The sequence below is a fragment of the Massilia arenae genome, from assembly GCF_008014745.1.
In the GTDB taxonomy this organism is placed as follows: domain Bacteria; phylum Pseudomonadota; class Gammaproteobacteria; order Burkholderiales; family Burkholderiaceae_D; genus Telluria; species Telluria arenae.
The window spans coordinates 23633-47468 of record NZ_VPFD01000008.1 but is presented as its reverse complement, the minus strand read 5'-3'; the positions used below and the strand labels follow the sequence as shown (position 1 = coordinate 47468).

Sequence of the window (23836 nt, the reverse complement as noted above, 5' to 3'; positions counted from 1 at the left end):
GCCATGAAAGACAAGCCGAGTGAATGGGTCGCCATCTCCGACCTGATGGCGGGGGTGCTCGCGGTCGTGATGCTGTTGCTGGTGGTGTCGGTGCTGCAGAAAAGCGCCAGCGCCATGCAGCACCAGGCCGAACTGGCGGCGGCGAAGGGTACCCGCGGTGAAGCGGTGGCCCGGGTCGCCGAAGCCGTGAGCGAGATGATCGGCAAGCGAGGCGCAGCCGGGTTGATGACGTTCGACGCGCGCACCAACCGGTGGTTGCTCAATGACGGTGTGTTCGAGCGTGGCAGCGCATGCCTGAAGTCCGATGTCATCGCCGAGGTGGCGGCTGTGCGAAACCAGATCGGACAGTTCCTGACCAATAATCCGACCGCCCGCATCCTGGTGGAAGGGCATACCGACAATATCCCGGTGGGCCACGCGGTTACCGACCAACAGCGCTTCTGCACGGTATACGACGACAACTTCACGCTGTCCGCCGCCCGGGCGCGTGAAGCGCGCAAGGCCCTGGTCGGCAATCTTGACCAGCAGGTGGCGCGCCGGGTGGTCGTGGCGGGCTATGGCGATTCGCGTCCGCTGCCGGGAATCAATCCGTCGGACTCGAAGAATCGCCGGGTAGAGGTACAATTCGTGGTCGACGTGGAAGAGCCGAGCGATACCGCACCGGTCACGGTCGCGAGCAGGGCGCAGCGGGGTTGATGGCGGAAGGGCCGGCCCGCGCGCCGGTCGTCCTGTTTGCCAATCTGAAAAACTCAAGGCGAGCCGATGGCCAGACCCCTGATCTCCCAGCAGTATGTGTCGCAGGTACGCCTGAAGCGGGACGCCATTCCGGGCTTCGACCGCTATCCATTCTCCTTGCCCGCGGTGCGCCACCTCGACGCGCTTGAACTACACCCAAAGGTCACCTTCGTGGTGGGAGAGAACGGCTCGGGCAAGTCGACGCTGCTCGAAGCCATCGCCGTCGCCTACGGCTTCAATCCCGAGGGCGGCACCAGGAATTTCGGCTTCAGCACGCGCCAGTCGCACTCGCCCCTGTACGAATACATCCGCTTGTCGAAGGGCGTGAGAAGCCCGCGGGATGGTTTTTTCTTCCGCGCCGAGAGCTTCTTCAACCTGGCCACCGAGATCGAGCACCTCGATCGCGAACCCTCCGGCGCGCCGCGCATCGTCGATTCCTACGGCGGCAAATCGCTGCACGAACAATCGCACGGCGAATCGTTCTGGGCCCTGGTGATGAATCGCTTCGGGGGCCGTGGCTTCTACGTGCTCGACGAGCCGGAAGCCGCGCTGTCGCCGCAGCGCCAGCTGGCGCTGCTCAGCCGCATCCACGAGCTGGCCAACGACGATTCCCAGTTCATCATCACCACCCACTCGCCGATCCTGATGGCCTATCCGGATGCCTGGGTGTATGAATGTTCGGCGGCAGGCATACAGCGCGTGCACTACCAGGATACCGAGCACTTCCAGGTCATGCACGACTTCGTCGTGAACCCCGAGCGCATGCTCGACATCCTGCTGGACCGGACGCGCGACGGGCGCTAGGGCAGCCATGTGCTAAAGTGACATGATTGCTGGTGCAGAACGCAGCCAGCGCGTATTCCCCCGGTCTAAGCGACCCAAATAATAAACCCCGGGTGTCCCATGAATCTGTTTGAACATTTGGCTGTCCTGGCGCTGCTGGTGCTGGCGGCCGGCTTCCTGTCGCTGACCGAGATTGCGCTGGCAGGCGCACGCAAGATCAAGCTGAAACTGCTGGCCCAGGCGGGCGACGAGCGCGCCCAGAAGGTCATGGCGCTGCAGGCCCAGTCTGCCGACTTCTTCGCCGTCTCGCAACTGGGCCTGAACGCCATCGCCATCCTCGGCGGCATCCTGGGCGAGGGCGCCTTGCGGCCGTTCTTCCTGGACTGGCTGTCGCTGTTCTACAGCGGTCCGGGCCGCGACAACGTGGCCTTCGCGCTTTCTTTCGTTTTCGTCACGACCCTGTTCGTGCTGTTCTCGGACCTGATGCCCAAGCGCCTGGCGATGATCGCGCCCGAGACCACGGCGATGGCGGTGATCCGCCCGGTGCTGTTCGTGATCCGCCTGTTCAGTCCATTTTCCTGGGTGCTGAACAAGATCGCCAATATGCTGTTCCGCCTGTTCGGGGTGGACATGACGCGCGAAGACCGCATCACCTTCGACGAGATCTCGGCCGTCGTCGAGGCTGGCGCGCAGGCCGGCGTCTTGCAGAAGCAGGAGCAGCACTTCATCGAGAACGTGTTCGAGCTCGAGTCGCGCACGGTGACGTCGACCATGACCACCCGCGAGAACGTGGTGTTCTTCGACCTGACCGAGCCCGAGGAAAGCATCCGCCAGAAGATCGCCAATCATTCGCTGTCGAAGTTCCCGGTGTGCGACGGCGTGATCGACCGCGTGGTCGGCTATGTCGATACGCGCGACATCCTGGTGCGCCTGCTGAGCAAGCAGACCAAGTTCCAGCTGAGCGAACTGACCATCCGCACGGTGCTGATGATCCCGGACAGCCTGACCTTGTCCGAGATGCTCGACCGCTTCCGATCGAGCAAGGAAACCTTCGCGATCGTGATCAACGAATACGCCTTCGTGGTCGGTGTGATCACGCTGAGCGACATCATGGTCACGGTCATGGGCCGCTGGGGCAGCCCGCTCGAAGCCGACCAGCAGACCTTGCAGCGCGACGATGGCTCGTGGCTGATCGACGGCAGCACGCCGGTGGCCGACATGAAGCGGGTGCTCGACCTGCAGTCTCTGCCCGAGGAGGATCGCTACGAAACGGCGGCGGGCTTCATGATGTATATGCTGCGCAAGGTGCCCAAGCCGACCGACAGCGTAGAGCATGAGGGCATGCGTTTCGAGGTGGTCGACGTCGACCACTACCGGATCGACCAGTTGCTGGTCAAGCGCCTGGAACGCGCCGATACCTCGCCGCTGTCGGTGAGTTCGCTGACGGACTAGCGGACTGGCGGCTGAGCCGTGCGTCAATATATCGGGCGCTTTGGTAGCCTGTGGTGATCCGGCTCGCTCCTTGAAGCGAGCCGCTTCCAACTTACAGGAGCCCGCTATATGTCTAACCTGCTTTCTTCGATCCTGATCGGCGCCGTCGCCAGCGCGCGCTCGATGACACCCATGGCCACCATCGCCACCGCGCGCCTGGCCGGCCGCGGCACCTCGGGCGAACTATTCCTGCTGGACCGACCGACCTTTAAATATGGCGCGCTGGCGATGGGCGTTGGTGAGCTGTTCGGCGACAAGATGAAGAGCGCGCCCGATCGCACCGTCTTTCTGGGCCTGCTGGCGCGCGTGATGAGCGCGGGCATCGCCGGCGCGGCGCTGGCGCCGAAGGGCAGGGAAAAGGCGGGCGCCGCGGCCGCGGTGGCCACCGCCGTCCCGCTGGCCTACCTGACCCTGGCCGGCCGCAAGCAGGCGATGGCGCGCATCGGCCAGACCAAGAGCGGCTTGATCGAAGATGCGCTGATCGTGGCCGCCGGCGCCGCGATCGTGGCGCTGGCGACCAAGCGGCAGCACAGCTACTGAGTTTTAGAGACGGCCGAGGCGCGACAAGGCCAGTTGCAGCGTCTCGTCCTTTTTCGCGAAGCAGAAACGCACCACCCGCAATTGTTTCGGCTGGCCGTAGAAGGCCGATACCGGAATCGCCGCCACCTTGATCTCGGTGGTCAGCCAGCGCGCAAAATCCGCCTCCGATTGGTCCGAAACGGCGTCATAGCGCACGCACTGGAAATACGTCCCATCCGACGGCAGCAGGGTGAAGCGCGACCCGGCCAGGCCGGCGCGGAACAGGTCGCGCTTGGCCTGGTAGAAGGCGGGCAGGTCGCGCCACGGCGCCGGGTCTTCCAGATAGGCCGCGATCGCGTGCTGCATCGGCGCCGTCACGCAGAACACATTGTATTGGTGGACCTTGCGGAACTCGGTCATCAGGGCCGCTGGCGCCGCCACATGGCCGATCTTCCAGCCGGTGACGTGGAAGGCCTTGCCGAAGCTCGACACCACGAAGGCGCGTTCGGCCAGCACCGGATGACGGGATACCGACGCATGCGGCTCGCCGTCGTACACCATGTGCTCGTAGACTTCGTCGGACAGCACCAGGATCGGCGTGCCGTCGACGATCGCCGCCAGCGCATCGAGGTCGGCCTGGCGCAGGATGGTCCCGGTCGGGTTGTGCGGCGTGTTCACCACAATCATGCGCGTGCGCGGCGTGACCGCGGCGCCTACCGCGTCCCATGGCACGCTGAACCCGGCCTCGTCGAAGCGCATCGCCACCGGCACCACCACGCCGCCGGCCAGCGCGATCGCCGGCGCATAGCAGTCGTAGGCCGGTTCGATGACGATCACTTCGTCGCCCGGATGCACGACGGCGAGGATCGCCGTGTGGATCGCCTGGCTGGCGCCGACCGTGACGGTGATCTCGGTATTGGCGTCATAGCGGTGGCCATAGGTGGCCTCGATCTTGGCGGCGATCGCCTGGCGCAGCACCGGCATGCCGGTCATGGGCGCGTACTGGTTATGGCCGGCGCGCATCGCCTCGGCCACCAGGTCGACCAGCTTCGGGTCGCAGGCGAAATCGGGGAAGCCCTGGCCGAGGTTGACGGCGTCATGCTCGAGCGCCAGCTGCGACATCTGGGTGAACACGGTGGTGCCCACTTGGGGCAGACGGGAGACCAGCGAAGGAAGGCTCATGGCGTAGGCGGATCGTGAAGATGATGTTGGGCTTATTCTAGCGTGCCTTCGGCCCTGGCCTCGAGCCATGCCTCGGGCAGCATGATGCGGAACAGGCCGGCCTGCGCCGTCTTGCGGCCCAGCTTGAGCAGGGCCTTGTCCTTGCTGATCAGGACCGAGGCGCCGGCGTCGCGCGCCAGTTCCATGAATTTCTGGTCGTCGCGGTCGGTGCAGACCGGCAGGCGGATCGCTTTCGACTCCGGCGCGACCAGGCGCAGCAGGGCGTCGAAGCGGGCCGCGGCCTGCTCGCGGCCGGCTTCGTCCAGCGGCAGGTGCGGGTAGCGCAGCACCGCGAGGTATTCGTCGCGGCATTCGGCGCGAGTGATCGCATCGACCTGTTTCGCCTCGATGGCGGCCAGCAGCTCGGTCCAGCGCGGGTCGTGGAACACGAACAGGTCGAGCAAGACATTGGTGTCGATGACGATAGGTTTGGCTGGAACGGTTATCATGTAGCTTGTTTATTTGCGGAAAATTTTTGTTCGTTCATGCTGATTGTCCTGTCCCCCGCCAAGTCGCTCGATCTCGAATCGCCCCTGACCACTAAGCAACATACCACTCCCGACTTCATCCCGCAGGCTGCGGAACTGATCGAGGTGCTGCGCGATTACTCGCCAGCCCGGATCAGCGAGCTGATGGACCTGTCGGATGCACTGTCGGTGCTGAACGTCGGCCGCTACGCCCACTGGCAGCCGGATCACGCCGAGGCGCGTCCGGCCATCATGTCCTTCAACGGCGACGTGTACACCGGCTTCGATGCCCCGAGCCTGGATACGAAAGGGCTCAAATACGCCCAACGCCACGTGCGCATCTTGTCGGGCCTGTATGGCCTGCTGCGCCCGCTGGACCGGATGCATCCCTACCGCCTCGAGATGGGCACCAGGCTGGCGAACCCGCGCGGCAAGGATTTGTATGCGTTCTGGGGCGAGACCATCACCCAGGCGCTGAACCGCCAGCTGGCCGAGAGCAAGTCCACGGCGCTGGTCAACCTGGCCTCGACCGAATACTTCAGGTCGGTCAAGCCGAAGCTGCTCGATGCGCCGGTGATCGAGCCGGTGTTCCAGGACTGGAAGAACGGCCAGTACAAGATCATCTCGTTCTTCGCCAAGCGCGCCCGCGGCATGATGGCGCGTTATGCGACCGACAAGGGCATCACCGACCCTGAACAGCTCAAGGAGTTCGATGTCGCAGGTTATGCCCACGATGCGAACGCCTCCGGCGAACACAGCTGGGTATTTCGCCGTCGCGTGGAAGCCTGAGCCGGATGAACAAGCGGCGCCCGAGGGCGCCGGCTTGCAGAGGTCTTACTCGACCGCGTCCTTGGGCGAAGGACGTGGCCCACTCTTGGCCCAGAATTTCCACCAAGGCGCATCGGCGCTCAGGTTCGGGCTCGGACGCACGTCATTCTTGGCCCAGAACTTCCACCAGGGGGCATTGACGCGCGCATTCGGGTTGAGGAAGTAGCTGTCCGGATAGTTGAGCAGGAACACGCGCTGGGTATCGTCGCGCAGCAGCGGCATGCCGAGCTTGTCGTAGCTGCGGATCATGATGAACAGCGCTTCTTCGCGCGCCGGTGCGTCGCTGTAGTTGGCGACCGCGTCCTGGGCGCGATTAAGCGCCGCCAGATAGGCGCCGCGGCGATAGTAGTAATTTGCCACGTGCACTTCGTACTGCGCCATCGCGTTGATCAGGTAGCTCATGCGCTCGATCGAGTCTTGCGCATATTTGCTGTTCGGGAACTTGTCGACCAGGGCCTTGAAGGCGGCGAACGCTTCGCGCGTCGCGCGCGGATCGCGCTCGGTCGGGTCTTGTTCGTAGACGAAGCTGAAGAAGCCCAGCTGGTCATTGAAGTTGATCAGGCCGCGCAGGTAGTACATATAGTCGACCTGGGCGTGGTTCGGGTGCAGCTTGATGAAGCGCTCGACGGCGGCCAGGGCCTCGGCCTGATCCTGGGCCTTGTAGTGGGCGTAGGCGATCTCCATCTGCGCCTGCGTTGCATAGACGCCAAACGGGAAGTTGGTTTCGAGTCGCTGGAACAGGGGAATTGCGGCTTCGTAGTGCCCGCCGGCCATCTCCTCGCGCGCCTCAGCGTATAATTTCTCCGCCGACCAGTTTTTGGATTCGTCGGCAGGCTTCGGCAGAACACTGCATGCCGAGAGGCCGACGAGGGCGCAAGTTGCGACCAACACAGACAATTTTTTTTGCATAGCTTTTTGCAGAGAAGTTTTACCTAGATTCAACGAACGGCTGATTATAGCCGATGGGACTGACGTGATATTAACTCCTGCGCCGGATTCGGCGGATTTACCTATTGACCCTGACTTTGACGATGAACTGGAGGCCGGGTTCGCCCCCGCGCCCGGCATCGACCTGTCGCCGATGACGCTCGCGCTGCAAGAGGAACACTGCGGCCAGCGCCTCGACAAGGTGGTGGCCGGCCTCGTGCCCCAGTTCTCGCGCAGCCGCCTGCAGCAATGGTTCGAAAGCGGCCACATCACGGTTGACGGCAAACCGGCGCGCGGCAAGGACACGGCCTATGGCGACGAGACGATCGTCGTCGAACCGCAGGCCGCGCCTGAAGACACGGCGTTCACGCCGGAGTCGATGGACCTGAACATCGTCCACGAGGACGACGACATCATCGTCGTCAACAAGCCGGCCGGCCTGGTCGTGCATCCCGGCTCGGGCAACTGGAGCGGCACGCTGCTCAACGGCCTGCTGCACCACTGCCCGCAACTGGTGGGCGTGCCGCGCGCCGGCATCGTGCACCGCCTGGACAAGGATACCAGCGGCCTGATGGTGGTCGGCAAGACCCTGGCCGCCCAGACCGACCTGGTGCGCCAACTGCAGGCGCGCACCGTCAAGCGCGAGTATTTCGCGCTGGTGTGGGGCACGCCGCGCGCCTCGGGCACCATCGACAGCCCGATGGGCCGCGATGCCAAGGACCGCGTCAAGATGGCAGTCTCGAACAGCCCGTTCGCCAAGCCGGCGATCACCCATTACGAGCGCGTCGTCAGCGGCGAGCTCGATCGCCGTCCGGTGTCGCTGGTGCGCTGCCGCCTGGAAACCGGCCGCACCCACCAGATCCGTGTCCACATGCAATCGCTGGGCTTCGCCCTGGTGGGTGACGCCGTCTATGGCAAGCGCCATCTGACGCCGGTCTTCCACCGCCAGGCGCTGCAGGCGCGCCGCCTCGGCCTGGTGCACCCGGGCTCGGGAGAGCAATGCGAATGGACGGTGCCGCTGGCCGACGATTTCGCCGCGCTGATCGCCCAGGCGGGTATCGAGGAGCCGCAGGATGGTAATTTCGGCAGCGAAATCGACGACGAGGATGACGACGACGGCGTCGTCACCTACCGCGTATGACGCAAGGCCTGACCGCCGCCGACCTGGTCTGGCCGGACTGGCCCGACTTGCCGGCCTCGATCGGCGCGCTGGCCACCAGCCGCGATGGCGGCGTCAGCGCCGCGCCGTATGACAACGGCAAGGGTGGCGGTGGGCTGAACCTCGGCCTGCACGTCAACGATGACCCGGAAGCCGTGCGCCGCAACCGCGAGCGCCTGCAAGCCTGGCTGCCGGGCCGCCCGGCCTGGATCGCCCAGGTGCATGGCGCCGACGTGGTCGATGCCGTGCAGGTGGGGCCGGATCGGCCGGTGTGTACCGGCGACGCCAGCATGGCGACGGCGCCGGGCGTCGTGTGCGCGATTCTTACCGCCGATTGCCTGCCGGTGCTGTTCGCCGATCTCGATGGTAAGGTGGTGGGCGCGGCCCACGCCGGCTGGCGCGGCCTGGCCGGCGGCGTTCTGGGCACAACCGTGAAGGCGATGCGCGCGGCCGGCTCCGGCGAGATCACCGCCTGGATGGGGCCGGCCATCGGTCCCGATGCCTTCGAGGTGGGGCCGGATGTGGTGGATGCCTTCGTGGCCGCTATCCCGGGGGAGGCGACGCGTACCTGCTTCCGTGATTATCCTGGCCGTCCGGGCAAATACCTGGCCGATATGTTCACCCTGGCGCGCCTGATGCTGGCGCGCGACGGCGTCGAACGCGTCCATGGCGGCGGCCTGTGCACCGCCAGCGCACCCGAGCGCTTCTATTCCTACCGCCGCGATGGCGTCACCGGCCGTCAGGCCAGCTTGATCTGGATCAAGTACCAAATCGGCATCCTGGCCGATACTGCTCAGTCGCCGTCGCCGTCCCCATGGGACGCTTCGGCGGCGTCCCCAGCCGCATCCTTGTTTCCGGGTTGGTCTCGGTGCTGCGTTGCCATCTGGCGGCGCTGCCGACGCCGCTTTGCGCCAGTGAGATAGAAAAGAATGGATAATGGCACTGCGCAGTAAAAAACGAAGGTCATGATCCCGCCGACCACGGTCGGTTCGGTCGCCGCCATGAGCACGACAACGTATATCCAAGCAATGGCGACGATCCACATGATGTTTGTTTTCTGGTTGAAGAGACGAGATTCTAACAACGGATGCCTACATGAACATGCCTGACCCGCAAGCTTTTGCCGCAACCTGGTTGTCCCAGTTTACCGATCCCAAGGCCTGGGATGGCTGGATGAAGATGGCGCCAATGACCCCGCCGCCCGCATCCGCCAACCCGCTGGCCGGCTTCCTGAAAGATATCGGCGCCGGTATCGACCCGGGCAAGCTGGAGTCGATCCGCGACGACTACCTCAAGAAGGGCGCCCAGCTCTGGCAAGATTTCGTATCGGGCAAGACGCCCGTGTTGCATGACAGGCGCTTCTCGGCCACGGAATGGACGGCGCACCCGCTGTCGGCCTTCTCGGCCGCCTCTTACCTGTTGAATTCCGAATTCCTGCTGGCCATGGCCGATGCGGTCGAGGCCGGTCCACGCGAGCGCCAGAAGATCCGCTTCGCGGTGCAGCAAATGGTCGACGCCATGTCGCCCGCCAATTTCTTCGCGACGAATCCGGAAGCGCAGAAGAAGATGATCGACACCAAGGGCGAGAGTCTCACCAAGGGCATGGCAAACATGCTGGCCGACCTGCAGAAGGGCCGCATCTCGCAATCGGACGAATCCGCCTTCGAGGTCGGCCGCAACGTCGGCAATACGCCAGGCCAGGTGGTGTTCGAGAACGAGCTGTTCCAGCTGATCCAGTACACGCCGACCACGCCGACCGTGCACAGCGTGCCGCTGCTGATGATCCCACCCTGCATCAACAAGTTCTACATCCTCGACCTGCAGCCCGAGAATTCGCTGGTGCGCTACGCGGTGGAGCAGGGCAATACCGTGTTCATGGTGTCCTGGCGTAATCCTGACCGCAGCCAGGCCAACCTGCGCTGGGACGACTACGTCGAAACTGGCGCGATCCGCGCGCTGGAGGTGGTGGGCGAAATCACCGGGCAAGAGAAAGCTCACGTGTTCGGCTTCTGCGTCGGCGGCACGATCGCCGCCACTGCGCTGGCGGTACTGGCCGTGCGTGGCCGTCAGCCGGCGGCCAGCCTGACGCTGCTGACCACCTTGCTCGACTTTTCCGATGCCGGCGTGCTCGAAGTGTTCGTCGACGAGGCCCAGGTGGCGCTGCGCGAGCAGACCCTGGGCGGCGGCGGCCTGATGGCGGGGCGCGACCTGGCGACGACGTTCTCGGCCCTGCGTCCAAACGATTTGGTATGGAACTATGTCCAACAAAACTATTTGAAGGGCAAGGAGCCGCCGGCATTCGACCTGCTGTACTGGAATGCCGACAGCACCAATTTGCCGGGGCCGATGTTCTGCTGGTATCTGCGCAATACCTATTTGGAAAACAAGCTGAAGAACCCGGGCGCGCTGACGGTGTGCGGCGTGCCGGTCGACCTCGGCAAGATCGAGGCGCCGGTGTTCATGTACGGCTCGAAGGAAGACCATATCGTGCCATGGCAGGCGGCCTATGCCTCGATGAGCCTGCTTAACCCCAAGAACGCGAAGGCGAACCGGTTCGTGCTGGGCGCGTCGGGCCACATCGCCGGCGTCATCAATCCGGCGGCGAAGAACAAGCGCAGCTATTGGGTCAATGACAAGGGTGGCAAAGCGGGCGGCAAGTCGCGCCCGAAGGACGATGGCGCCTGGTTCGATGGCGCGGTTGAGCACAAGGGGAGCTGGTGGCCTGAATGGGCAAGGTTCCTGGCACAACACGGCGGCGCCGACGTGCCGGCGCCAGAGGTGCCCGGTAATGCGCAGTACGTGGCGATCGAGCCGGCGCCTGGACGCTACGTCAAGGCGCGGGGCGACTGAACGGCAGTGCGTTTAATTGACAGAAAAGCTAGGGTAGTAGGCAAACTGGTAATTGCTGCACCTGCGTCAATTGCATGGTATGGTGTCTGCTGTCCATCTACTGCCGCCCTGGCAGCGGATGGGCAGGAGACGAACCGGCCATGCCGGCGCACACAATTCTAAGTACGAGGCTTACGAAGCCGCGGCGCAACCTATGGAACGAGAGATGAGCAGTGTGAAGAAAAGTACGGAACGCCTGATCAAGAAATACCCGAACCGTCGCCTGTACGACACGCAGACCAGTTCTTACATCACTCTTTCCGACGTCAAACAGCTCGTGCTCGACGCCGATGAGTTTACCGTGGTCGATGCCAAAAGCAACGAGGACCTGACCCGCAGCATTCTGTTGCAAATCATCCTCGAGGAAGAAGCGAACGGCGCGCCGATGTTCTCGAGCGTCGTCCTGGCCCAGATCATCCGTTATTACGGCCACGCGATGCAGGGCATGATGGGATCCTATCTGGAAAAGAACGTCCAGGCTTTCACCGACATCCAGAATAAATTCACCAGCAACGCTGCCGGAGCCATCGAAGGCAAGCCGTTCAGCCCCGAAATGTGGACCCAGTTCATGAACGTCCAGGGCCCGATGATGCAGGGCATGATGAACAACTACATCGACCAGAGCAAGAACCTGTTCATGCAGATGCAGGAGCAGATGCAGAACCAGAGCAAGGCGATGTTCGGGGCGTTTCCCTTCCCGGGCATGACCCCGCCCACGGACAAAAAATAAGCAGATTTGCTGTCCTTGCCGTTGCTGCAACGGCAAAATCGATACTATTTCTGAGCGACAATAAGTAGAATAGGGGCACACGAACTCTTCGATGGCAGGCCCATGCCGGGCCGTCTCGGGATGACCCATGCCTTCTCACGATATCGACACCCTCCATGCGGCCGGCAGCGGCGGTGCGGCACGGGCCGTTGTTCCCCATGCTGTCGCGCCGCGCTGCGTCTCGATCGACCTCGAAGTCGGCATCAGGGACCAGAAAATCCACGCCTTTGCCGGCGTGCGCGGCGATACCGATGCCGCCTATGTGTTCCAGCGCGGCGAGCTGCTGCCCGCCCTTGGCGAGCTCGACCAATTCGCGCGTGAAGCGGCCTTCGTGCTGGGCCACAATTTCATCGGTTTCGACCGCGCCCACCTGCGCGCCGTCAGTCCCGGCCTGCAGCTGCTACAACTGCCGGTGGTCGATACGCTGTGCCTGAACCCGCTGGCCTTCCCGCGCAATCCTTATCACCACCTGGTCAAACACTACCAGGACGGCAAGCTGCAGCGCGGACAGCTGAACGACCCGGAACTCGATGCGCGCCTGACGCTGGACGTCTTCCGCGACCAGTTGCTGGCGCTGCAAGACATGGCGCGCAGCGCGCCCGACCTGCTGGCCGCCTGGCACTGGCTGACCACGCTCGACACGACGGTGTCTGGCCTGAACGCCTTCTTCACGACCATCCGGCGCCAGCCGCGCCCGGGCGACGAGGGGGCTGCGGCGGCGATCGCGCGCTACCTGCAGGGACAGGGTTGCGCGACCGAGGCCCGGGCCTGCATCAGGGACGCACGCGCGCTGGGCTGGCCGCTGGCGTATGCGCTGGCCTGGCTGTCGGTCTCGGGCAGCAATTCGGTGATGCCGCCGTGGGTCCGGCGCCAGTATCCGCAGGCCGGCCGGATCGTGCGCCGGTTGCGCGACACCCGTTGCGGCGATCCGGCCTGCGCCTGGTGCGACGAGCGCCACGACGCCTGCAAGGAGCTCAAGCGCTGGTTCGGCTTTGACGCCTTCCGCCCGCAGCCGGAGGACGAGCATGGCCGCCCGCTGCAGCAGACCATCGTCGAGAGCGCGATGGCGGGCCGCCACGTGCTGGGCATCCTGCCGACTGGCACCGGCAAGTCGCTGTGCTACCAGATCCCGGCGCTGTCTCGCTACGACAAGACCGGCGCCCTGACAGTCGTCATCTCGCCACTGGTGGCCTTGATGGCCGACCAGGTCGCGGGGCTGGAAGCGCGCGGCATCGGGACCAGCGCCGCAATCAACGACCTGCTGTCGCTGCCGGAACGCGCCGAGATCCTCGATCGTGTACGCCTTGGCGACGTTGGCATCCTGATCATCGCGCCCGAGCAGCTGCGCAGCAAGGCGGTGCGTTCGGTGCTGGCCCAGCGCGAGATCGGCATGTGGGTGCTCGACGAGGCCCACTGCATCTCCAAGTGGGGCCAGGATTTCCGGCCTGACTACCGCTATGTCGGGCGCTTCATCCGTGAATCGGCGCAGGACGGTGAAGTGCCGCCTATCCTCTGCCTGACCGCGACCGCCAAGCCGGAGGTGGTGCAGGACATGGTCGGTTATTTCCGCGACCGGGTCGGCGTGGAGCTCCTGGTGCTCAACGGCGGCGCCAAGCGCGACAATCTCGCATTCGACTTCTTGCCCATCACGCCGGCCGAGAAGTTCGCGCGTGTCCACCAGGTGCTGCGCCAGGAGTTGCCGGATGGCGCGCCGGGAGGCGCCATCGTCTATTGCGCCTCCCGAAAACAGACCGAGCAGGTCGCCGAGTACCTGGAACAGAAGGGCGTGAAGGCCGGTTTCTTCCACGCCGGGCTGCCGTCCGAGACCAAGAAGGCAACCCAGCAGCGCTTCATCGCCGGCCAGCTGCAGGTGATCGCCGCAACCAATGCGTTCGGGATGGGCATCGACAAGCCCGACGTGCGGCTGGTGATCCATGCCGACATGCCCGGCTCGCTCGAGAACTACCTGCAGGAGGCCGGGCGGGCCGGCCGCGACCGGCTCCAGGCGCGCTGCGTGCTGCTGTACTGCCCGCCAGACGTCGAGCGCCAGTTCGGCATGTCGGCGCGCTCGCGCCTGACCCAGCGGGAAATCCAGTCGGTGCTGCGCGCATTGCGCACGCTCGAGCGCAAGAAGAAAGGGAAAAGTGGGGACGACGGCGAAGTGATTGCCACCTCGGCCGAGATTTTGGCCGAGGACAGCGACGGTGCGTTCGAGCGCGACTCGGCCACCGACGACACCCGGGTGCGCACCGCGGTGTCGTGGCTGGAAGAGGCCGGCCTGCTCACGCGCGAGGAAAACCATGTGCAGGTGTTCCCGTCCTCGCTGATGGTCGGTTCGATCGAGGCCGCGCGCGCCAGGCTCGCCGGCCTGGATCTGTTCGACCAGTATCGCAAGCAGCTGCTGGCGCTGGTGCAGGCGATGCTCGGGGCGGACGCCGACCAAGGGATCTCCACCGATGAGCTGATGGGCATCTCGGGCCTGAGTTCGGACAAGCTGCGCGCGGCGTTGTATGACCTCGAGCGCCTGGGGATCGCCAGCAACGACACCCTGCTGACCGCCTTCGTCCACGCCGCCGTCGTCAACAGCTCGCAGAAGCGGCTGGATGACGCCATCGCGCTCGAAGTGGCGTTGGTCAAGGCCTTGCGCGAGGCGGCGCCCGATATGGGGCGCGACGATTCGTCGGTGCTGCACCTGCGCCAGGCGACCCAGGCGCTCAAGGACGCCGGCCATCCAGGCGCCTTGCCCGAGAAGATCGTGCGCCTGCTGGGGAGCCTGGCCGGCGACGGGCGCAGCGAGGATGGCGGCACCGGCAGCATCCGGCTGCGCCGGCTCGACGCCGAGACGATCCAGGTGACGCTCCAGCGTGACTGGAACGGGCTGGAAGAACTGGCGGGACGCCGGCGCCAGGCCGCGGTGCTGGCGCTGCGCCACCTGCTGGCGGCGCTGCCGGCGGGCGTGCGCGGCACCGACCTGCTGGCCGAGACCAGCCTGGGCAAGCTGCACGCGGCCCTGAAGGAAGACGTGGTGCTGATGTCGCAGACGCGCGACTCCGGCAAGCTGCTCGATCGCGCCCTGTTGTGGCTGCACGAGCAGGAAGCGATCCGCCTGAACAAGGGTCTGGCGGTGTTCCGGCCGGCGATGACGATCCGGCTGTCGAGCGAGCGGCGCGGTTTCGTGAAGGCCGACTTCATGCCGCTCAAGCTGCACTACGACGAGCAGGTGGTGCAGATCCACGTGATGGCCGAGTACGTGCGGCGCGGCCTGGAGGCGGTGGCCGACGCGCTGCGCCTGGTGTTCGATTACTTCAGGCTGGAGCGCGACGAGTTCCTGCGCATCTGGCTGCCAGTGACCCAGAAGGAGCTGGAGCGCCAGACCACACCGGCCTCGTGGAACGCCATCGTCGAAAGCCTGAACAATCCGGTCCAGCAGAAGATCGTGGCGGATGACCGCGAGCAGACCAATGTGCTGGTGCTGGCCGGCCCCGGTTCTGGCAAGACCCGGGTGCTGGTGCACCGTATTGCCTATCTGGTGCGAGTGCGGCGCGAGAACCCGCACGGCATCCTGGCGCTGGCCTACAACCGCCACGCCGCGGTCGAGATCCGGCGCCGCCTGGAGGAGCTGATCGGGAACGACGCGCGCGGCGTGATGGTGATGACCTGTCATGCCTTCGCAATGCGCCTGACCGGCACCAGTTTCCGCAAGCAGGCAGTGAAAGACGACATCGTGTTCAAGGAGGTCATGCGCGACGCGGTGGGGCTGTTGCAGGGCGACGGCAGCGCGCCGGAAGAAGCGGACGAGCAGCGCGACCGCTTGCTGGGTGGTTTCCGTTGGGTGCTGGTCGACGAATACCAGGACATCGGCCCCGACCAGTACGCGCTGATCTCGGCCATCGCCGGGCGCGGGCGCCCGGAGGACGACGGCCGTCCGACCCTGTTCGCCGTCGGCGACGACGACCAGAACATCTATGCCTTCGACGGCGCCAGCGTCGAATTCATCCGTGCCTTCGAGACCGACTACCTGGCCCGCGCCAGCTATCTGGTCGAGAACTACCGCTCGAGCCGCCACATCGTCGATGCCGCCAACCTGGTCATCGCGCCGGCCGGCGCGCGCATGAAGGCCGAGCATCCGATCCGGGTCGACAAGGCGCGGCTGCGCGCGCCGGCGGGCGGCGCCTGGCAGGACATCGATCCGGTCGGCCAGGGACGGGTGCAGGTGTTGCGCACCGGTGAGGGGCACATCGTGCAGGCCGCCGCCATCATGGAAGAGCTGCGACGCCTGGCTGCACTGGCGCCGGGATGGAACTGGGCCAGGGCCGCGGTGATCGGACGCGACTGGAAATCGCTCGAGCCGGTGCGCGCCTGGTGCGAACTGCACGGCATCCCTGTACAGATGGCGGACGAGGAGGGCGCCTATTGCTGGCAGCTGCGCGAGACGCGGCAATTGCTGGCCGTGCTGCGCGCGCAGGAGGGCGAGCTGACCACGGCGGCGGCCATCGGCGCACTGGCCAGGGCGCAGGGCGCGGGCGCCTGGTGGGACGTGCTGGGCGAGGCGGTCGAGCAGTACCGACTCGAGACCGCCGGGGCGGAACTGCCGCGCGATCACTTCATCGAATGGCTGGCCGACTGGGGCCGCGAGCTCCGCCGCCGCCAGGCCGGCCTGCTGCTGCTGACCGCGCACCGGGCCAAGGGGCTGGAGTTCGATCATGTGGCGGTGCTCGATGGCGGCTGGCAGCGTAGCGGCGCCACTGAGGACGCCGATGCGGTGCGCCGGCTGTTCTACGTGGCCATGACCCGCGCACGCCAGACCCTGATGCTGGCGGATATGGAAGTCGGCAATTCCTGTCTCGCGCAGCTGGGCGGCGCGGACGGCATGGTGCGCCGTACGCTGCCGGCGCCGGTGATGTCGCCCGAGCTCGGCCGGCGATACCTGCGCCTGACGCCGCGCGACGTGTTCCTCGATTTCGCCGGCCGCTGCCGCACGGGCGATCCCGTCCACACGCATATCGCGGCGCTGTCGGCGGGCGCGCAGCTGCGGCTGAAGCAAGCAGGCGACCGCTGGGAGTTGTGCGATATGCAAGGCCGCAGCGTAGGCCGGCTGGCCCAGTCCTTCTCGCCGCCATACGGGATGCATTGCGTGGCGGCTGGAGTGCACGCCGTGATCCAGCGGCGGCGCAAGGATGTCGATCCGGCCTTCGAGGCGGCGTTGCGCTGCGACGAATGGGAAGTAATCCTGCCGGAACTGGTATTCGCGGCCCTGGCCGACGTATCGCGCGCCGGCAACACTGGTGCGACAGGGATGCCACGCAAGGCTGCTTCAGGTACAATCGCGGATTGCCCAAATCATTCGTAGTCCGCCCATGCCTGAACTTCGTCGTAATCCTTCCGCCAACTCCGGCAGCATCGCCGCCGCCGCCAAGGCCCCAGCCATCGTCATTCCGACGCCGGCCGCGGGCCTGACTGCGCCGAAGGTCGGCTTCGTCTCGCTCGGCTGCCCGAAGGCGCTGGTCGATTCGGAGCAGATCCTGACCCAGCTGCGCGCCGAAGGCTATCAGACCGCCTCGTCCTATGACGGCGCCGACCTGGTGATCGTCAACACCTGCGGCTTCATCGACGCCGCGGTGCAGGAGTCGCTCGACGCGATCGGCGAGGCGCTGGCCGAGAACGGCAAGGTGATCGTCACCGGCTGCCTGGGCGCCAAGAAGGATGCCGCGGGCGACGACATCATCACCAAGGTGCACCCGAAGGTGCTGGCCGTGACCGGCCCACACGCCGTGACCGAGGTGATGGAATCGGTGCACCTGCACCTGCCGAAGCCGCACGACCCGTTCATCGACCTGGTGCCGGACCACGGCGTCAAGCTCACGCCCAAGCACTACGCCTACCTGAAGATTTCCGAAGGCTGCAACCACCGCTGCAGCTTCTGCATCATCCCGTCGATGCGCGGCGACCTGGTGTCGCGCCGCATCGACGAAGTGCTGATCGAGGCCGAGAACCTGTTCAAGGCCGGCGTCAAGGAACTGCTGGTGATTTCGCAGGACACGTCCGCCTACGGCGTCGACGTCAAGTTCCGCACCGGCTTCTGGAACGGCCGTCCGATCAAGACCCACATGACGCAATTGGTCGAAGCGCTGGGCCAGCTGGCGCGCCAGTACGATGCGTGGGTGCGCCTGCACTACGTCTATCCTTACCCGCACGTCGACCACGCGATCCCGTTCATGGGCGACGGACACGTGCTGCCTTACCTCGACATCCCGATGCAGCACGCGCACCCGGATGTGTTGAAGCGCATGAAGCGTCCGGCCAGCGGCGAGAAGAATCTCGAGCGCATCCTCAACTGGCGCAAGATGAACCCGGACCTGACGATCCGCTCGACTTTCATTGCCGGCTTCCCGGGCGAGACCGAGGCCGAGTTCGAATACCTGCTGGACTTCCTGAAGGAAGCGCAGATCGACCGCCTGGGCTGCTTCGCCTATTCGCCGGTCGAAGGCGCGACCGCCAACGAGTTGGCCAATCCGGTGCCGGAAGAAGTGCGCGAAGAACGCCGCGCGCGCGTGATGCTGCTGCAAGAGGAAATCTCGGCCAAGCGCCTGCAGGCCAAGGTCGGCAAGACCGTGCGCGTGCTGATCGACGAAGTCGGCCCGCGCGAAGCCATCGGCCGCTCGGCCGCGGACGCGCCGGAAATCGACGGCGTGGTCCACATCAAGCGTCCGCTGGTGCCGGGCAAGCAGAAGCTGGCGGTCGGCCAGTTCGCCGACGTGGTTGTTACCCGCGCCGACGCCCACGACCTGTGGGCCAACCCGATCTGAAGCACTGACCCCCACCCCGGCGCGCGAGTCCCATGAACGAGAAATCGATCCAGACCACCCTGATCCATAGCGACTACGTCGCGCCGAGCGGTTTCGATGCCTTCCCGCCCGGGATCCACCGCGCGTCGACGGTGCTATTCCCGAACACCGCCGCGATGCGCTCGACCGAGTGGCGCGACAAGCAGGCCTATACCTATGGCCTGCACGGCACGCCGACCACCTTTACTCTCGAAGGCAAGCTGGCCGAGATCGAAGGGGGCAAGCATTGCCTGCTGACCCCTTCCGGCCTGGCGGCGATCGCGATGGTCGATTTCGCCTTGCTCAAGAGCGGCGACGACGTCCTGCTGCCGGATAACGTCTACAACCCGAACCGCGAACTGGGACGCTGGCTGACCCAGGACTTCGGTGTGTCGGCGCGCTACTACGATCCGATGATCGGCGCCGGCATCGCGGAGCTGATCCAGCCGAACACCAGGCTGCTGTGGACCGAGGCGCCGGGATCGGTGTCGATGGAAGTGCCGGACCTGCCGGCCCTGTGCCAGGCGGCCCATGCGCGCGGCGTGATCGTCGCGCTGGATAACACCTGGGCGGCCGGGCTGGCGCTGCGCGGCTTCGATCACGGCGTCGACATCGTCATGCATGCGCTGACCAAGTACCAGTCGGGCGGGGCGGACCTGTTGATGGGCGCCGTGATCACGCGCGACAAGGCGCTGAACGACCGCATCGCCCAGGCCCATATGCGGCTGGGCATGGGCGTCAGCCCGGACGATGCCTACCTGGTGCAGCGCGGCCTGCCGACGATGAAGCTGCGCTTCGAGCGCCACGATGCGAGCGCGCGGACGCTGGCCGCCTGGTTCAAGGCGCGGCCCGAAGTCGGCAAGGTGCTGCATCCGGCGTTCGAGGATTGTCCCGGCCACGGCTTCTGGAAGCGCGATTTTACCGGTGCCGGTGGCCTGTTCTCGGTGGTGTTCGATCCGCGCTACGACGAGGCCCAGGTCGACCGCATGGTCGATGCCTTGACCCTGTTCGGCATCGGCTACAGCTGGGGCGGACCGAACAGCTTGGTGATGCCGTATCGGATCAAGAGCCTGCGCGACAAGTGGGTCGAGCCCGGCGTGCTGGTGCGTTTCAATGTCGGCCTGGAAGATCCATCCGACCTGATTGCCGACCTGGAACAGGCCTTCGGCCAGCTGTAAATGAAAATGGGGCCTTGTCGGCCCCATTCGTTTTTATACCGGCATCGCCCGGTTATTGTTCAGGTCAAGGAAGCCGCGCACCAGGCGGTAGGCTTTCCAGACCCAGACCACGAACCACAGCAGGTAGGCGACCGGAATGCCGATGACGGTGATGAACAGCACGCCGCCGACAGCCATCCAGGCTACATACCACCAGAACGAACGGATCATCCAGGTGTGATGGCTGTGGACCATCGTGCCCACGGTTTCCGGGCGTTTGACGTAATTGACGATCACCGGGACGATCGACAGCATCCCGAGCGAAAAGAAGAAGGTCAGCGCGTGGATGACGTACAGGATGCGCGCCCAGTGCTTGTTGTCCTCGACACCGCGTTCCAAAACCAGTTCTTGCGACATAGTGGCTCCTCATGAAGAACGGGATAGCCCCCGTTTGTTGTCATTGTAGCAGCGTCGGTCGTGCTTGTATCGAGTGATGCCAGCCGGAATGATGAAGGATTCAACCTACATGTTGCTGAACCCACGCCATCAGCCGCCCCGCATCCATGGCGCCCGACTGGCGCGCGATCTCGCGTCCGCCCTTGAACAGCGCGAGCGTTGGGATGCTGCGGATCGCGAAGCGTCCGGACAAATCCTGCGAACGCTCGGTATCGACCTTCAGCAGGCGCACCTTCGGCTCCAGGCGCTGGGCGGCCTGAGCATACGCCGGCGCCATCATCTTGCACGGGCCGCACCATTCGGCCCAGAAGTCGACCAGCACCGGGATATCGTTGCGGCCCACGTGGCGCTCGAAGCGGGCGCTGTCGACGTCCAGCGGATGTCCGGTGAAGATGGCTTGCGAGCATTTGCCGCAGGTAGGGGCGTCCTGCAGGCGCGCCTGCGGCATGCGGTTGACCGCATCGCAATGCGGGCAGACGACGTGGAGCGGGTCGCTCATGGTGTTCTCCTTCATGTAAAACGATGACGGTATTGTAAGCGGCGCCGTGCAATCCCGTCGCCGGCCCAGCCATGCGCCGCGCCTGGCCTGAGGTGCATAGAATGATGGAAACGACACGACCACGATAGTCCGATGCCTCAATCCGAATCTACCGGGCGCCTGCTCGTCGGCTGCGCCGGCTGGAGCCTGCCCACAACTTGCGCCGACGCCTTCCCGTCTGAGGGTAGCCACCTGGAACGCTATGCCGCCGTCTTTCCCACGGTGGAAATCAATTCCTCGTTCTATAAGCCGCACAAGCCGGAAACCTACGCGCGCTGGGCCGCCAGCGTGCCGGATGACTTTCGCTTCACCGTCAAGGTGCCACGCGCCATCACGCACGAGGCACGCCTGATCGAGGTCGACGAGCAGCTCGACCGCTTCCAGCGCGAGGCCGGCATGCTGGGCCATAAGCTGGGCTGCCTGCTGGTGCAGCTGCCGCCGCGCTTCGGCTTCACCGACGCGCCGGCGCACGCCTTTTTCGACGGCTTGCGCGCCCGCTTCTGCTGCAGCATCGCCTTCGAGGCGCGCCATGCCAGCTGGTTTTCCGAGCCGGCCACGGCCTTGCTGCGCGAATGCGGCGTGATCCGCGTGATCGCCGATCCGGCTGCCGGCCAGCCGGGACCGCACGAGCCGACCAGCGACAGCGAGGCCTATGTGCGCCTGCACGGTGCGCCGCGCATCTATTACTCGCGTTACTCGCAAGAAGAACTCGCGCGCTGGCGCGCCGAATTCGATGCGCAGGTCGCGCAGGGGCGCAAGGTCTGGTGTATCTTCGATAACACGGCGGAAGGGGCATCCGTTCCGAATGCGTTGGAATTGATGCACGGACAGGTCATGCAGGCAATCTAGGATTTTGCGATACTGCTGGCATCATGGTGACCGCGACATTTCGTTTTTATCAGGAACTCGGCGACTTCCTGCCGCGCGAGCGGCGCGGCCGTACCTTCGCCGCCGACTGCGCGCACCGGTCGACCGCCAAGCACATGATCGAGGCGCTCGGCGTGCCGCATACCGAGGTCGAGATGGTGCTGGTCAATGGGGACGAAAGCGGTTTCGAGCGGGTGCTGCAAGAAGGCGACCACGTCGCCGTGTATGCGCGCTTCGAACTGCTCGAAGTCGGCCCGCATGGCGGCCCCGGGCCGGAGAGGCTGCGTGAGCGTCCGCGCGAGCGCATGCGCTTCGTCGCCGACTCGCACCTGGGCGGCCTGGCGCGCCTGCTGCGCATTGCCGGCTACGATACGCTGTACGACAACCATTACCATGATGACGAGGTCGGGGACCTGGCCGAAAACGACGACCGCATCGTCCTGACGCGCGATCGCGAGCTGCTCAAGCGGCGCTCGATCGTGCATGGCTGCTACATCCACGCCCTCGATCCGCCGCAGCAGCTGCGCGAGCTGTTCGAGCGGCTCGACCTGGCCGGCGGCGCACGTCCGTTTTCGCTGTGCCTGCACTGCAATGTGCCGCTGCGCGCGGTGGAGAAGGCCGATGTGCTCGATCGCTTGCCGGAGTCGGTGCGCGCGCTGCACGACAGCTTTACCGCCTGCGACAACTGCCTGCGGGTCTACTGGAAGGGTTCGCACTACAAGCGCATGGCGGCGCTGCTGGCGGCGGTGGGCCAGCGCGAGAAAGGCTCCCTGGACGACTTTGCCGATGTAGAATCGCCCGAGGATCCCGACTTCCACCCGTGAGCGTGACTACCTCTACCGCAACACCATCCCATTCTCCGGCGCCTGTTGCCGGCATGCCCCTGCGGGTCGAGTGCCCGCCGGGCGCCTGCGTGTGCTCGCGCGAACAGCTGCTGGTCGACCCGGCGGCCGACCAGCGTCCCCTCCTGATCACGCGCCAGCAGGAGCTGAAGCTGATCGAGCGCATCGGTCGCGTCGACAGCTATGCCGACCTGCGGCACGTGCAGGACCTGATCCGCAAGAACGTCGGCAGCGAGCTGCGCATCGCGCCCGGGCCCAACGAGGTGCGCACGGTGCGCGGCATCGTGATCGTGCTCGAGGAGCGTCCTGGTCTGTGCAAGAAGCTGCGCCAGTCGGTGCCGGCGGCGGTGCGGCGGCGCCTGGCCGAGCGGCCCGAGATCGCGTGGGCGATCCTCGATGCGCACGACCTGTTCGGCGCGGGCTGACGCGGCGCTGGTGCCGTGCCGGGAGCACCCTGTACGCGAATCGTCCGGCTCTTATACAATCGATGTCAGAGCGGCATCGGCCGCCCGTGAACCACCGCGCGCGGCCTCGTTCCCGCGCGCAGCATCCTGGAGAATCCCATGTCGGGCTATAGCATCAATATCGAAGAAAAAACGCTTGCAGGAAACAACTTCCGTGAAGTGCTCTACACCACCAAGCGCAGCCAGCTGGTCATCATGACGCTACAGCCGGGTGAAGAGATCGGCCTCGAGCACCACGATGGCCACGACCAGTTCATCCGCGTCGAAGCGGGCGAGGGCGTGGCGCTGCTGGACGGCGAAGAACACAAGCTGGAAGACGGCGTTGCCGTGGTGATCCCGGCCGGCACCGAGCACAATGTCATCAATACCTCGAAGACCGAGCCAATGCGCCTATACACCCTGTACACCCCGCCGGAACATCCGGATGGCATCATCCATGCCACCAAGGCCGAAGCGGACGAGTACGAGCGCCAGCACGGGCACTGATTTTCAGCGTATGGCGGCCAACCGGGACGGCAGTGCGTCGCTCCCGGCGTTCGCCGGCGTTGTTACGTCAATCCCAGGTCCAGGCTGAGCCTGGTGACAATGACGTAGGTGAGCAGGCCCAGGGCCAGCAGCGCCAGCACGAAGATGGCGGCCACCTTGCCGGCCGCGCGCAGCACCGCGCGCCTTTCCTGGATCTTCCCTTTCTTCCCCTGGTCGTAATGCCACTTGATGGCGTAGAACATGCCCGTGCCAAGCACGAGTGCCTTGAATATGACGAAGACGATAGGGATCCATTCCATGATTTTGAGTATTTCCCGGCTATGACTTAAGACTATCTCGAGGAACGCTGCCTCGGGTCGTTGTAGATGTATGGCGTAGGTGCCGACGCGTTGAGGCATACTACTTGAAAGCAAT

Annotated in this window: 21 protein-coding genes and 1 pseudogene; 16 read left to right on the top strand and 6 right to left on the bottom strand. The window is 65.2% G+C overall.

Going from position 1 to position 23836, the window contains the following annotated elements:
- The first annotated feature begins 3 nt into the window (after positions 1 to 3).
- The 4 genes from FVD38_RS09185 (at position 4) to FVD38_RS09170 (ending at position 3549) form a co-directional block, all read left to right on the top strand.
- Positions 4 to 696: an OmpA/MotB family protein gene (locus FVD38_RS09185; RefSeq protein ID WP_147934537.1), complete on the top strand. Its 693-nt coding sequence runs from the start codon at positions 4 to 6 to the stop codon at positions 694 to 696.
- 78 nt (positions 697 to 774) lie between these two features.
- On the top strand, positions 775 to 1539 hold the full coding sequence (locus FVD38_RS09180) for an AAA family ATPase (protein ID WP_147934647.1): 765 nt from the start codon (positions 775 to 777) through the stop codon (positions 1537 to 1539).
- A gap of 99 nt (positions 1540 to 1638) precedes the next feature.
- Positions 1639 to 2970 carry a polyamine export protein PaeA gene (gene paeA / locus FVD38_RS09175; protein ID WP_147934536.1) on the top strand — a complete coding sequence of 444 codons (1332 nt, stop codon included), beginning with the start codon at positions 1639 to 1641 and terminating at the stop codon, positions 2968 to 2970.
- A gap of 108 nt (positions 2971 to 3078) precedes the next feature.
- Positions 3079 to 3549, top strand: coding sequence for a hypothetical protein (locus FVD38_RS09170; protein WP_147934535.1), 471 nt, complete (start codon positions 3079 to 3081; stop codon positions 3547 to 3549).
- 3 nt (positions 3550 to 3552) lie between these two features.
- Here FVD38_RS09170 and FVD38_RS09165 read toward each other — a convergent pair whose 3' ends face one another.
- On the bottom strand, positions 3553 to 4710 hold the full coding sequence (locus FVD38_RS09165; protein ID WP_147934534.1) for a pyridoxal phosphate-dependent aminotransferase: 1158 nt from the start codon (positions 4708 to 4710) through the stop codon (positions 3553 to 3555).
- A gap of 32 nt (positions 4711 to 4742) precedes the next feature.
- Complete coding sequence (locus FVD38_RS09160; RefSeq protein ID WP_147934533.1) at positions 4743 to 5198, bottom strand: putative toxin-antitoxin system toxin component, PIN family; 456 nt, start codon at positions 5196 to 5198, stop codon at positions 4743 to 4745.
- A gap of 36 nt (positions 5199 to 5234) precedes the next feature.
- On the opposite strand from FVD38_RS09160, the gene yaaA reads away from it, so the two are divergent.
- Positions 5235 to 6005, top strand: coding sequence for a peroxide stress protein YaaA (gene yaaA / locus FVD38_RS09155; RefSeq protein ID WP_147934532.1), 771 nt, complete (start codon positions 5235 to 5237; stop codon positions 6003 to 6005).
- A 45-nt stretch (positions 6006 to 6050) separates the two neighbouring features.
- On the opposite strand, the gene FVD38_RS09150 is transcribed toward yaaA, so the two are convergent.
- Positions 6051 to 6953, bottom strand: a complete 903-nt coding sequence (locus tag FVD38_RS09150; RefSeq protein WP_147934531.1) for an outer membrane protein assembly factor BamD — start codon at positions 6951 to 6953, stop codon at positions 6051 to 6053.
- 64 nt (positions 6954 to 7017) lie between these two features.
- On the opposite strand from FVD38_RS09150, the gene FVD38_RS09145 reads away from it, so the two are divergent.
- The 7 genes and pseudogenes from FVD38_RS09145 to FVD38_RS09110 all read left to right on the top strand — a co-directional run bounded on the left by FVD38_RS09145 (position 7018) and on the right by FVD38_RS09110 (position 19790).
- On the top strand, positions 7018 to 8112 hold the full coding sequence (locus FVD38_RS09145; protein WP_147934530.1) for an RluA family pseudouridine synthase: 1095 nt from the start codon (positions 7018 to 7020) through the stop codon (positions 8110 to 8112).
- Positions 8109 to 8894, top strand: a pseudogene (gene pgeF / locus FVD38_RS09140) (peptidoglycan editing factor PgeF); the annotation flags it as partial. The gene FVD38_RS09145 and the pseudogene pgeF, both read left to right, overlap by 4 nt.
- Before the next feature lie 331 nt (positions 8895 to 9225).
- The gene (phaC, locus tag FVD38_RS09130; protein ID WP_147934528.1) at positions 9226 to 10980 is read left to right on the top strand and encodes a class I poly(R)-hydroxyalkanoic acid synthase; all 1755 of its coding nucleotides are present in this window, start codon (positions 9226 to 9228) and stop codon (positions 10978 to 10980) included.
- A gap of 205 nt (positions 10981 to 11185) precedes the next feature.
- Positions 11186 to 11749, top strand: a complete 564-nt coding sequence (gene phaR / locus FVD38_RS09125; protein ID WP_147934646.1) for a polyhydroxyalkanoate synthesis repressor PhaR — start codon at positions 11186 to 11188, stop codon at positions 11747 to 11749.
- 127 nt (positions 11750 to 11876) lie between these two features.
- The gene (locus FVD38_RS09120; protein ID WP_147934527.1) at positions 11877 to 17138 is read left to right on the top strand and encodes a RecQ family ATP-dependent DNA helicase; all 5262 of its coding nucleotides are present in this window, start codon (positions 11877 to 11879) and stop codon (positions 17136 to 17138) included.
- 7 nt (positions 17139 to 17145) lie between these two features.
- The gene (gene rimO, locus FVD38_RS09115; RefSeq protein WP_229493540.1) at positions 17146 to 18594 is read left to right on the top strand and encodes a 30S ribosomal protein S12 methylthiotransferase RimO; all 1449 of its coding nucleotides are present in this window, start codon (positions 17146 to 17148) and stop codon (positions 18592 to 18594) included.
- Positions 18595 to 18626: 32 nt separating this feature from the next.
- Positions 18627 to 19790 carry a cystathionine beta-lyase gene (locus FVD38_RS09110; protein ID WP_147934526.1) on the top strand — a complete coding sequence of 388 codons (1164 nt, stop codon included), beginning with the start codon at positions 18627 to 18629 and terminating at the stop codon, positions 19788 to 19790.
- 33 nt (positions 19791 to 19823) lie between these two features.
- Here FVD38_RS09110 and FVD38_RS09105 read toward each other — a convergent pair whose 3' ends face one another.
- Positions 19824 to 20186, bottom strand: a complete 363-nt coding sequence (locus tag FVD38_RS09105; protein WP_123072281.1) for a DUF4870 family protein — start codon at positions 20184 to 20186, stop codon at positions 19824 to 19826.
- Positions 20187 to 20286: 100 nt separating this feature from the next.
- Positions 20287 to 20724, bottom strand: coding sequence for a thioredoxin TrxC (gene trxC / locus FVD38_RS09100; protein WP_123072280.1), 438 nt, complete (start codon positions 20722 to 20724; stop codon positions 20287 to 20289).
- A gap of 132 nt (positions 20725 to 20856) precedes the next feature.
- Here trxC and FVD38_RS09095 point away from each other — a divergent pair, with 132 nt between their 5' ends.
- The 4 genes from FVD38_RS09095 to FVD38_RS09080 all read left to right on the top strand — a co-directional run bounded on the left by FVD38_RS09095 (position 20857) and on the right by FVD38_RS09080 (position 23422).
- Positions 20857 to 21612, top strand: coding sequence for a DUF72 domain-containing protein (locus tag FVD38_RS09095; RefSeq protein WP_147934525.1), 756 nt, complete (start codon positions 20857 to 20859; stop codon positions 21610 to 21612).
- Between the two features lie 23 nt (positions 21613 to 21635).
- Complete coding sequence (locus tag FVD38_RS09090; RefSeq protein ID WP_147934524.1) at positions 21636 to 22454, top strand: Mut7-C RNAse domain-containing protein; 819 nt, start codon at positions 21636 to 21638, stop codon at positions 22452 to 22454.
- Positions 22455 to 22507: 53 nt separating this feature from the next.
- Positions 22508 to 22897, top strand: coding sequence for a hypothetical protein (locus FVD38_RS09085; RefSeq protein ID WP_147934644.1), 390 nt, complete (start codon positions 22508 to 22510; stop codon positions 22895 to 22897).
- 138 nt (positions 22898 to 23035) lie between these two features.
- A complete protein-coding gene (locus FVD38_RS09080) occupies positions 23036 to 23422 on the top strand; it encodes a cupin domain-containing protein (RefSeq protein WP_005670194.1) in 387 nt (128 codons plus the stop codon).
- A gap of 62 nt (positions 23423 to 23484) precedes the next feature.
- On the opposite strand, the gene FVD38_RS09075 is transcribed toward FVD38_RS09080, so the two are convergent.
- On the bottom strand, positions 23485 to 23721 hold the full coding sequence (locus tag FVD38_RS09075; protein WP_147934523.1) for a hypothetical protein: 237 nt from the start codon (positions 23719 to 23721) through the stop codon (positions 23485 to 23487).
- Positions 23722 to 23836 lie beyond the last annotated feature (115 nt).

What these genes read in the sequence shown, in the direction of transcription:
- FVD38_RS09150 (WP_147934531.1), bottom strand. Translation starts at nt 6,953, where the DNA reads ATGCAAAAAAAATTGTCTGTGTTGGTCGCAACTTGCGCCCTCGTCGGC.
- FVD38_RS09185 (WP_147934537.1), top strand. Translation starts at nt 4, where the DNA reads ATGAAAGACAAGCCGAGTGAATGGGTCGCCATCTCCGACCTGATGGCG.
- FVD38_RS09080 (WP_005670194.1), top strand. Translation starts at nt 23,036, where the DNA reads ATGTCGGGCTATAGCATCAATATCGAAGAAAAAACGCTTGCAGGAAAC.
- FVD38_RS09105 (WP_123072281.1), bottom strand. Translation starts at nt 20,186, where the DNA reads ATGTCGCAAGAACTGGTTTTGGAACGCGGTGTCGAGGACAACAAGCAC.
- phaR (WP_147934646.1), top strand. Translation starts at nt 11,186, where the DNA reads ATGAGCAGTGTGAAGAAAAGTACGGAACGCCTGATCAAGAAATACCCG.
- FVD38_RS09090 (WP_147934524.1), top strand. Translation starts at nt 21,636, where the DNA reads ATGGTGACCGCGACATTTCGTTTTTATCAGGAACTCGGCGACTTCCTG.
- phaC (WP_147934528.1), top strand. Translation starts at nt 9,226, where the DNA reads ATGAACATGCCTGACCCGCAAGCTTTTGCCGCAACCTGGTTGTCCCAG.
- paeA (WP_147934536.1), top strand. Translation starts at nt 1,639, where the DNA reads ATGAATCTGTTTGAACATTTGGCTGTCCTGGCGCTGCTGGTGCTGGCG.
- FVD38_RS09165 (WP_147934534.1), bottom strand. Translation starts at nt 4,710, where the DNA reads ATGAGCCTTCCTTCGCTGGTCTCCCGTCTGCCCCAAGTGGGCACCACC.
- yaaA (WP_147934532.1), top strand. Translation starts at nt 5,235, where the DNA reads ATGCTGATTGTCCTGTCCCCCGCCAAGTCGCTCGATCTCGAATCGCCC.
- FVD38_RS09120 (WP_147934527.1), top strand. Translation starts at nt 11,877, where the DNA reads ATGCCTTCTCACGATATCGACACCCTCCATGCGGCCGGCAGCGGCGGT.
- FVD38_RS09170 (WP_147934535.1), top strand. Translation starts at nt 3,079, where the DNA reads ATGTCTAACCTGCTTTCTTCGATCCTGATCGGCGCCGTCGCCAGCGCG.
- FVD38_RS09085 (WP_147934644.1), top strand. Translation starts at nt 22,508, where the DNA reads ATGCCCCTGCGGGTCGAGTGCCCGCCGGGCGCCTGCGTGTGCTCGCGC.
- FVD38_RS09160 (WP_147934533.1), bottom strand. Translation starts at nt 5,198, where the DNA reads ATGATAACCGTTCCAGCCAAACCTATCGTCATCGACACCAATGTCTTG.
- trxC (WP_123072280.1), bottom strand. Translation starts at nt 20,724, where the DNA reads ATGAGCGACCCGCTCCACGTCGTCTGCCCGCATTGCGATGCGGTCAAC.
- FVD38_RS09095 (WP_147934525.1), top strand. Translation starts at nt 20,857, where the DNA reads ATGCCTCAATCCGAATCTACCGGGCGCCTGCTCGTCGGCTGCGCCGGC.
- FVD38_RS09075 (WP_147934523.1), bottom strand. Translation starts at nt 23,721, where the DNA reads ATGGAATGGATCCCTATCGTCTTCGTCATATTCAAGGCACTCGTGCTT.
- FVD38_RS09110 (WP_147934526.1), top strand. Translation starts at nt 18,627, where the DNA reads ATGAACGAGAAATCGATCCAGACCACCCTGATCCATAGCGACTACGTC.
- rimO (WP_229493540.1), top strand. Translation starts at nt 17,146, where the DNA reads ATGCCTGAACTTCGTCGTAATCCTTCCGCCAACTCCGGCAGCATCGCC.